Raw genomic sequence first — 7,186 nt, 5'->3', positions numbered from 1 at the left:
AGCTGGTCTCGCATACCGATGACAACATCCGCATCGAACCGCTGTACGACCGCAGCATCGCAGCGGAACCGATCGTGCGCGCAAACCCGAAATCGCCCTGGATCGTCAGCCAGCGCATCGATGATCCGGATATCGAGCGCGCCAGAGCCCAGGCTCTGGAAGATGTGGCGCAAGGCGCGACGGGATTGTCGCTTGTCTTCGAAGGCGCGCCGAACGCATTCGGCTACGGCCTGCCAAGAACGGCGCAGGCGCTGGAGACGGTGCTGGACGGCGTACCGCTCAACCGCATCCAGGTCCGTATCGACGCCCATCCCTGGAGCCGCGCCGTGGCTGACTGGCTGGTGGCGTTCCTGAGCAAGCGCCGTTCGGATCCGGCAAAGCTCAACCTCTCCTTCGGCATCGATCCGGCGGCGATCTTCGCCGGAACCGGCCGGCTGCGCATGTCGATCGAGGCGCTGCAGGCCTCGATGCCGCAGTCGCTGGCGCATTTCTTCTCGATGGGCGTTCCGGGCGTGCTCTTGGAGGCGGACGGGCGCGTGTTCCACAATGCCGGCGCCACAGAGGCGCAAGAGCTTGGCATCATGCTGGCTTCGGCGGTCTCCTATCTCAGAATGTTCGAGACGGCGCGGCAGCCGCTTGTCTATGCCGCACCCCATATCGGCTTTGCGCTCAGCGTCGACCAGGACCAGTTCCTGTCGGTGGCCAAGGTCCGAGCGCTGCGCAGGCTCTGGGCACGGCTGCAGGAGGCCTGCTCGATCCCCAATTCCACCGCCAATATCCATGCCGAGACGTCGTTTCGCATGATGACGGCCATGGATCCGGAGACCAACATCCTGCGCACCACAATTGCCTGCTTTGCCGCGGCATCCGGCGGCGCCGATTCGATCTCCATCCTGCCGCACACGATCGCGCATGGCTTGCCGGCGGCCTTTGCCCGCCGCGTTGCCCGCAACGCGCAGCTGATCATGGCCAATGAAAGCCATATCGATCATGTCGCCGATCCTGCCTATGGCTCCGGCGGGGTCGAAGCGCTGACCGCGGAACTTTGCGAGATGGCGTGGGCGGAACTGCAGACAATTGAGGCCGAGGGCGGCGTCCTGTCCAGCCTTCAGGACGGACATATCCAGAAGCGCGTTCACGCCGCGGCGGCGCGACGCAACGCAGCCTACCAGGCCGGCGAGCGGGTCATCATCGGCACCACGCTCTACCCGTCCAAAAGCGAACGTCCCGTCGAGACGCTGGCAGCGGAACGGCGTCCCGCCTTCACCGAAGGTGTTGCCGTCTGCGAACCCCTGTTTCCAGTCCGCATCGACCAATCGATCGGAGCGGGCTCTTGATCCCTGATTTCAGCCAGATCGGTTGGGCGCCGCCACGCCGCGCACCCGTCGAGGTCAAAGGCCAGCGGACGACGCCGGAAGGCCTCATCGCCAAGCAACTGTACAATCAAAGCGACCTCAAGGGGTTGCCGCATCTCGACACCTATCCCGGCCTGCCGCCCTTCGTGCGCGGCCCCTACCCGACCATGTATGTCCAGCAGCCCTGGACGATCCGGCAATATGCCGGCTTCTCGACGGCGGAGGAGTCGAACGCTTTCTACCGGCGCAATCTTGCCGCCGGCCAGAAAGGACTGTCGGTCGCCTTCGATCTCGCCACGCATCGCGGCTATGATAGCGACCATCCGCGTGTCGCCGGCGATGTCGGCATGGCGGGTGTCGCCATCGATTCCATCCTCGACATGCGGCAGCTCTTCGACGGCATTCCGCTCGGCGACATGACGGTGTCGATGACCATGAACGGTGCGGTGCTGCCGATCATGGCGCTTTACATCGTGGCGGCGGAAGAACAGGGCGTTGCGCAGAAGGATCTCGCCGGAACCATTCAGAACGACATTCTGAAGGAGTTCATGGTCCGCAACACCTACATCTATCCGCCGAAGCCCTCGATGCGGATCGTTTCGGACATCTTCTCGTATACGTCGAAGAACATGCCGAAGTTCAATTCGATCTCGATCTCCGGCTATCACATGCAGGAGGCCGGAGCGACGGCCGACCTGGAGCTCGCCTATACCATCGCCGACGGCATCGAATATGCCCGCGCTGGCGTTGCGGCGGGCCTGGATATCGACCGCTTCGCACCGCGCCTGTCCTTTTTCTGGGCGATCGGCATGAACTTCTTCATGGAAGTAGCCAAGCTGAGGGCCGCGCGCCTGCTGTGGGCGACCTTGATGGCGAAGAATTTTTCGCCCAAGGACGAGCGATCGCTGTCGCTGCGCACCCATTGCCAGACCTCGGGCTGGTCGCTGACGGCGCAGGACCCCTACAACAACATCATCCGCACCATGATCGAGGCGATGGCGGCAACGCAGGGCCACACGCAGTCGCTGCACACCAATTCCTTCGACGAGGCGATGGCGTTGCCGACCGACCATTCGGCGCGGATCGCCCGCAACACCCAGCTGATCCTGCAGAAGGAATCCGGCACCACGCGCATAATCGACCCGTGGGGCGGTTCGGCCTATCTCGAACGGCTGACACATGATCTGGCGGCGCGCGCGCTTGTCCATATCGAGGAAGTCGAGGCGCTCGGCGGCATGGCCGCGGCGACCGAACAAGGCATTCCCAAGCTGCGAATCGAGGAAGCGGCGGCCCGCACGCAGGCACGCATCGATTCCGGCGAGCAGATGTTGGTCGGCGTCAATGCGCATCGCCCTGAGACCGACATCAAGGTCGACGTGCTGAAGATCGACAATGCCGAAGTCAGGGCGCGGCAATTGTCGAAGCTGCAGCGGCTGAAAGGCACACGCGATGTCGGCGCGGTCGAGAGCGCGCTCGATGCGCTGACCCGTGCCGCGGAAGGCAATGAAAACCTGCTGGAGTTCGCCGTCCGCGCCGCGCGCGCCAATGCCACGGTCGGCGAAATCTCGTTCGCCCTGGAAAGAACCTTCGGCCGCCATGTCGCTACGGTGCAGACGATCTCCGGTGTCTATCGAAAGGCGCTCGGCGACAATTCCGTGGTCGAAGGGCTGCATGACAAGCTTGAAGCCTTTGAGAAGAAATCTGGCGGCAAGCCGCGCATCCTCGTTGCCAAGATGGGACAGGACGGCCACGACCGTGGACAGAAAGTCATCGCCACCGCCTTCGCCGATCTCGGCTTCGACGTCACCGTCGGTGCGATGTTCCAGACACCGGATGAAATCGCCAGGCTTGCGATTGCGCATGACGTTCATATCATCGGCGCCTCGTCGCTGGCGGCGGGACATCTGACGCTGATCCCGGAATTGCGCGATGCGCTGAAGAAGCTCGGTCGCGGCGACATGCTGATCGTCGCCGGCGGCGTCATCCCGCCACAAGACTATGACGCGGTGCTGCAAGCCGGTGCGGCGGAAATCTTCCCGCCGGGCACGGTCATTCCGGAAGCGGCGGATCGCCTGCTGGACCGGCTGCTGAAGGCCTGATTGGAGCTGTTATAATCTCTGTTGCAACAACACTTCGCTCTGGTTATAATCGGCGTTGCAACAGGATGATTCATCATGAACACGACCATTCGCAAGATCGGCAATTCCGAAGGTGTGATCCTGCCCAAGGAGCTGCTTGAACGTCTGAACCTYAAAGCCGGCGACCAGCTTCAGATTCTCGAAACGGATAAGGACATCGTCCTCAAGGCGGTGGACGACAGTTTCGAGCGGCAGATGGAAGCAGCTCGCAAGGTCATGGACAAGTACAAGGTCGCACTACAGAAACTCGCCGAATGAGCTGGGAGTTTCTGTCACGTCGCGCGGTCGAAGCGATGCATGCCGAGCAATTGCGCAGGCACGGCGGAGCGCAAGGTTTGAGAGATGAAAATGCGCTCGAATCGGCGCTCGCCCGCGCTGAAAACAAGGCGAACTATGGGGACCCGTCGGTCGAGGATCTCGCCGCTGCCTATGTCTTTGGCATTGCCAGGAATCATGCCTTTGTCGACGGTAACAAGCGTACAGCCATCGTGGCCGCCGGCGCATTTTTGATTGTGAACGGCCATGTTCTGACAGCTGACAACGGCACGCTTTACGAATTCGTCATGGCTGTCGCTTCCGGCGAAATCGATGAAGCCGGAGCCGCGGCTTTCTTCCGCGACCACGTCGTCAAGCTCGAGGACTAGCTGTCGGAGAGCTTGACGATTTCCCATTCCTTGCCGTTGACCACAGCCACGTCGCCGACCTTCTTGCCGAACAGGGCGACGGCCATCGGCGACACGTGGGAAATCGTGCCCTTGGCCGGGTCGGCCTCGTCCTCGCCGACGATTTTCCAGTGCACCTTCCTGTCGTCATCGCCCTCGAGCGTGACGCCCATGCCGAAGCGCACCAGATCGCTGCCCGGCTCCGGCACGGACAGTTCGGCGTTTTCGCGCCGGGCGGTCCAATAGCGCAGGTCGCGCGACACCACCGCAATGCGCTCGCGGTCCGCCTTCCTTTCGGCTTTCGCCAATATGTCGCGCAGATCGGCCAGATTCTCCTCGATCATCGCCAGGCCGGTCTCCGTCACCAGGTTGCGGTGCTGGCTGATCGGCCGCTCGCCGATGCCGGCGATGGCGTTTTCGCTGTCTTCCTCTCGGGTAAAAGCTCTGCTCATCCGCTGAGCTTAGGCGCGGAGAGGCTGCTCGACAAGCCATTGTCGCTGCGCTGGCAAGCAGCGACAGACCGTCTGGCACGAATCCTGCGGTGTCTGGGTGGAACGCCAGGACCCTGTGCCGATGTTGAACAGACGAACGTTTTTAACCGGAACCGCCGGCTTTGCCGTCTTGGGCCTCTCGCTTGGCAGAGCGGCAGCTGCCAGCCTGAGCGGCATCGAGAAAGCCTCGATGCGCGGTTCGATCAACGCCACCGAACTTGGCGTCTCGCCTGGCACCTTCGACGATCAGAGCAAGGCCTTCGCCAAGCTGCTGCGTGATGCCGACGACGGCGACATGCCGGTGTTCCTCCCACCCGGCACCTATGTGGTGTCCAACCTCTCGCTGCCCAGCCGCGTGCGTCTTTCCGGCGTGCCGGGCGCAACGCGGATCGTCTATGGCGGCGATGGCCACCTGTTCATGGCCGAACAGGCCGACCATATCGAACTCAGCGGGCTGGTCTTCGATGGCAGCAACCGCTCGATGGGCGACTACGCGCAAGGATTGCTCGATCTGCGCCGGGTCGCGCACCTCATTGTCGACAATTGCCAAATAACCGGCAGCGGCAAGAACGGATTGGCGCTGGAACACGCGGCGGGCCGGGTCGAGCGCTCGGACATCTCAGGGGCTGCCGATGCCGGCATCTATTCGGTCGAGGCTGATGGGCTGGCAATTGCGGGCAACACAGTCTCCGACTGCGCCAATGGCGGCATCCTGGTGCACCGCTGGCAGGCGGCGGAAGACGGCACCATGGTCACCGGCAACCGCGTCGAGCGCATCCAGGCGCGCAGTGGCGGAACCGGGCAGAACGGCAATGGCATCAACGCCTTCCGGGCCGGCAATGTCGTCATCTCGGGCAACATCGTCTCCGACTGCGCCTTTTCGGCGATCCGCGCCAACAGCGCCAGCAATCTGCAGATAGCAGGCAACACCTGCTCGCGCTCAGGCGAGACCGCGGTCTATTCCGAATTCTCGTTCGAAGGCGCCGTCATCAGCAACAACATCGTCGACGGCGCCGCCAACGGCATCTCGATCGTCAACTTCAACAAAGGTGGCCGCATGGGTGTCTGCTCGGGCAACATCGTGCGCAATCTGTCGACCAGCGGTCCCTACCCCGCCGACCCGCCCGGCTTTGGCGTCGGCATTGGCGTCGAGGCCGACACCACTGTTTCCAATAATGTCATCGAGAACGCGCCGCTCTATGGCATGCAGATCGGCTGGGGGCCGTACCTGCGCAATATCGTGGCCACCGGCAATATCATCCGCAAGGCTGGAACCGGCATCGTCGTCAGCGTGGTCGAGGGCGCCGGTACGGCCGTCATCTCGGACAATGTCATCGATGGGGCGCTGAACGGCGCCGTTGTCGGCCAGCGCTGGGCCGAGCCGGCGACAGGCGACCTGACATCATTGGACAAGAGCGGTTACGCGCACCTGACCGTCGAGCGCAATCACGTCAGCTGAATGCTGGACTTTTAGTCCAAGGCCACTGTGGGCCTGAGCGCCCCGACCTTGGCCCCAATCCGGCTTTCAATCGGAGCGTTGGCCAGTTCGAGCAGCTTCGCCGCCGAAGCCTCGTCCGCGCGCAGCAATTTGGCGAGCACGGCGGCAACCATGGCTTCGCCGGCGCGGCCGGCACCGTCATCGCATTTGAGCGCGATGCCGAGGCCAATTTCCGGAATTGCGGCACAGTGAACACCTTCGGCGCCGCCTTTCGCAAAAATCCGCCCGGGCGCGGCCTCCATCAGAGCGACATCGGCGCGGCCGGTGCCAGCGACAAAGAACGGTTCTGCCATGCAGGCGCTCATCAGACGCTTTGCGGCCTTGGCTCGCTCGGGACCAAAACCATTTGTCGTGGCCATACGGGCAAAGCCGAGGGCGAAGCTCCTGAGCGGCACCGCGAAGGTCGGGATCGAGCAGCCATCGGTCGCTCGTTCATCGGCGCCATGGACAGCGCCCGTCACTGCCTGCATGGCGTCGCGCACCATCTCCTGCAGGGCGTGCTCCGGCTTGACATAGCCGCGATGCGCAATGCCGGTGTGGACGCAGGTGCAGAGGAAGCCGGAATGCTTGCCGGAGCAATTGTTATGCAGCGCGTTCGGCGAACCGCCGGTGCGGGCCAGCGCAATCTCCGCGTCATGACTGGAGGGCCAATGCGCGCCGCATTCCAGCGCTGACCCGTCCAGCCCGGCCCTGGCCAGCATGGAACGCGCCAACTCTACATGCGCTGGCTCGCCCGAATGGGAGGCACACGCAAGCGCCAGTTCGCGGTTGCCGAAGCCATAGGCGTCCGCCGTGCCGCTTTCGACCAGCGGCAATGCCTGGATCGCCTTGACCGCGGAGCGCGGAAACACCGGCCTCGAGGTGTCGCCGATCTCCAGGACCGGCTTGCCGTCGGCATCGAAGACCGCGACGGTACCGCGATGCGCGCTCTCGACGATCGCGCCGCGCAAGACTTCGATCAGAACCGGATTTGTCATGAACCCTCCCGCTTGCGCATGACCTCGAAGATCGGAATCGATCTTCGAGGTCATGCGCAGAATCA

7 protein-coding genes are annotated in these 7,186 nt (G+C 63.3%); 5 read left to right on the top strand and 2 right to left on the bottom strand.

Going from position 1 to position 7,186, the window contains the following annotated elements:
- From AC1D0I_RS08060 to AC1D0I_RS08045, 4 genes are all read left to right on the top strand, one after another.
- The coding region (locus AC1D0I_RS08060) for a methylmalonyl-CoA mutase subunit beta (RefSeq protein WP_477394221.1) at positions 1-1,337 on the top strand (1,337 nt) is incomplete at its 5' end.
- Positions 1,334-3,454, top strand: a complete 2,121-nt coding sequence (gene scpA / locus AC1D0I_RS08055; RefSeq protein ID WP_457153381.1) for a methylmalonyl-CoA mutase — start codon at positions 1,334-1,336, stop codon at positions 3,452-3,454. The genes AC1D0I_RS08060 and scpA, both read left to right, overlap by 4 nt.
- A gap of 75 nt (positions 3,455-3,529) precedes the next feature.
- Positions 3,530-3,751, top strand: coding sequence for an AbrB/MazE/SpoVT family DNA-binding domain-containing protein (locus AC1D0I_RS08050; protein WP_184871302.1), 222 nt, complete (start codon positions 3,530-3,532; stop codon positions 3,749-3,751).
- Positions 3,748-4,137: a type II toxin-antitoxin system death-on-curing family toxin gene (locus tag AC1D0I_RS08045; protein ID WP_477226176.1), complete on the top strand. Its 390-nt coding sequence runs from the start codon at positions 3,748-3,750 to the stop codon at positions 4,135-4,137. The genes AC1D0I_RS08050 and AC1D0I_RS08045 overlap by 4 nt, the downstream gene beginning before the upstream one ends.
- On the opposite strand, the gene greA is transcribed toward AC1D0I_RS08045, so the two are convergent.
- Positions 4,134-4,607, bottom strand: a complete 474-nt coding sequence (greA, locus tag AC1D0I_RS08040; protein WP_095089824.1) for a transcription elongation factor GreA — start codon at positions 4,605-4,607, stop codon at positions 4,134-4,136. The genes AC1D0I_RS08045 and greA overlap by 4 nt on opposite strands.
- 121 nt (positions 4,608-4,728) lie before the next feature.
- Between greA and AC1D0I_RS08035 the strand changes: the two genes are divergently transcribed.
- Entirely contained in the window at positions 4,729-6,105 is a 1,377-nt protein-coding gene (locus AC1D0I_RS08035; RefSeq protein ID WP_477394219.1) for a TIGR03808 family TAT-translocated repetitive protein, read from the top strand.
- An 11-nt stretch (positions 6,106-6,116) separates the two neighbouring features.
- Here AC1D0I_RS08035 and AC1D0I_RS08030 read toward each other — a convergent pair whose 3' ends face one another.
- Positions 6,117-7,121 (bottom strand): asparaginase, encoded by a 1,005-nt coding sequence (locus AC1D0I_RS08030; protein WP_477394217.1) that lies wholly within the window; start codon positions 7,119-7,121, stop codon positions 6,117-6,119.
- Between the last annotated feature and the right edge of the window lie 65 nt (positions 7,122-7,186).

The organism is Mesorhizobium sp. P2_D1, from assembly GCF_056404455.1.
The sequence above is the reverse complement of the archived record's forward strand: the minus strand, read 5'-3'. Positions and strand labels throughout refer to the sequence as shown.

Bases quoted from the DNA above. Each gene is read 5' to 3' on its own strand.
- AC1D0I_RS08030 (WP_477394217.1), bottom strand. From the start codon at position 7,121: ATGACAAATCCGGTTCTGATCGAAGTCTTGCGCGGCGCGATCGTCGAG.
- greA (WP_095089824.1), bottom strand. From the start codon at position 4,607: ATGAGCAGAGCTTTTACCCGAGAGGAAGACAGCGAAAACGCCATCGCC.
- AC1D0I_RS08035 (WP_477394219.1), top strand. From the start codon at position 4,729: ATGTTGAACAGACGAACGTTTTTAACCGGAACCGCCGGCTTTGCCGTC.
- AC1D0I_RS08045 (WP_477226176.1), top strand. From the start codon at position 3,748: ATGAGCTGGGAGTTTCTGTCACGTCGCGCGGTCGAAGCGATGCATGCC.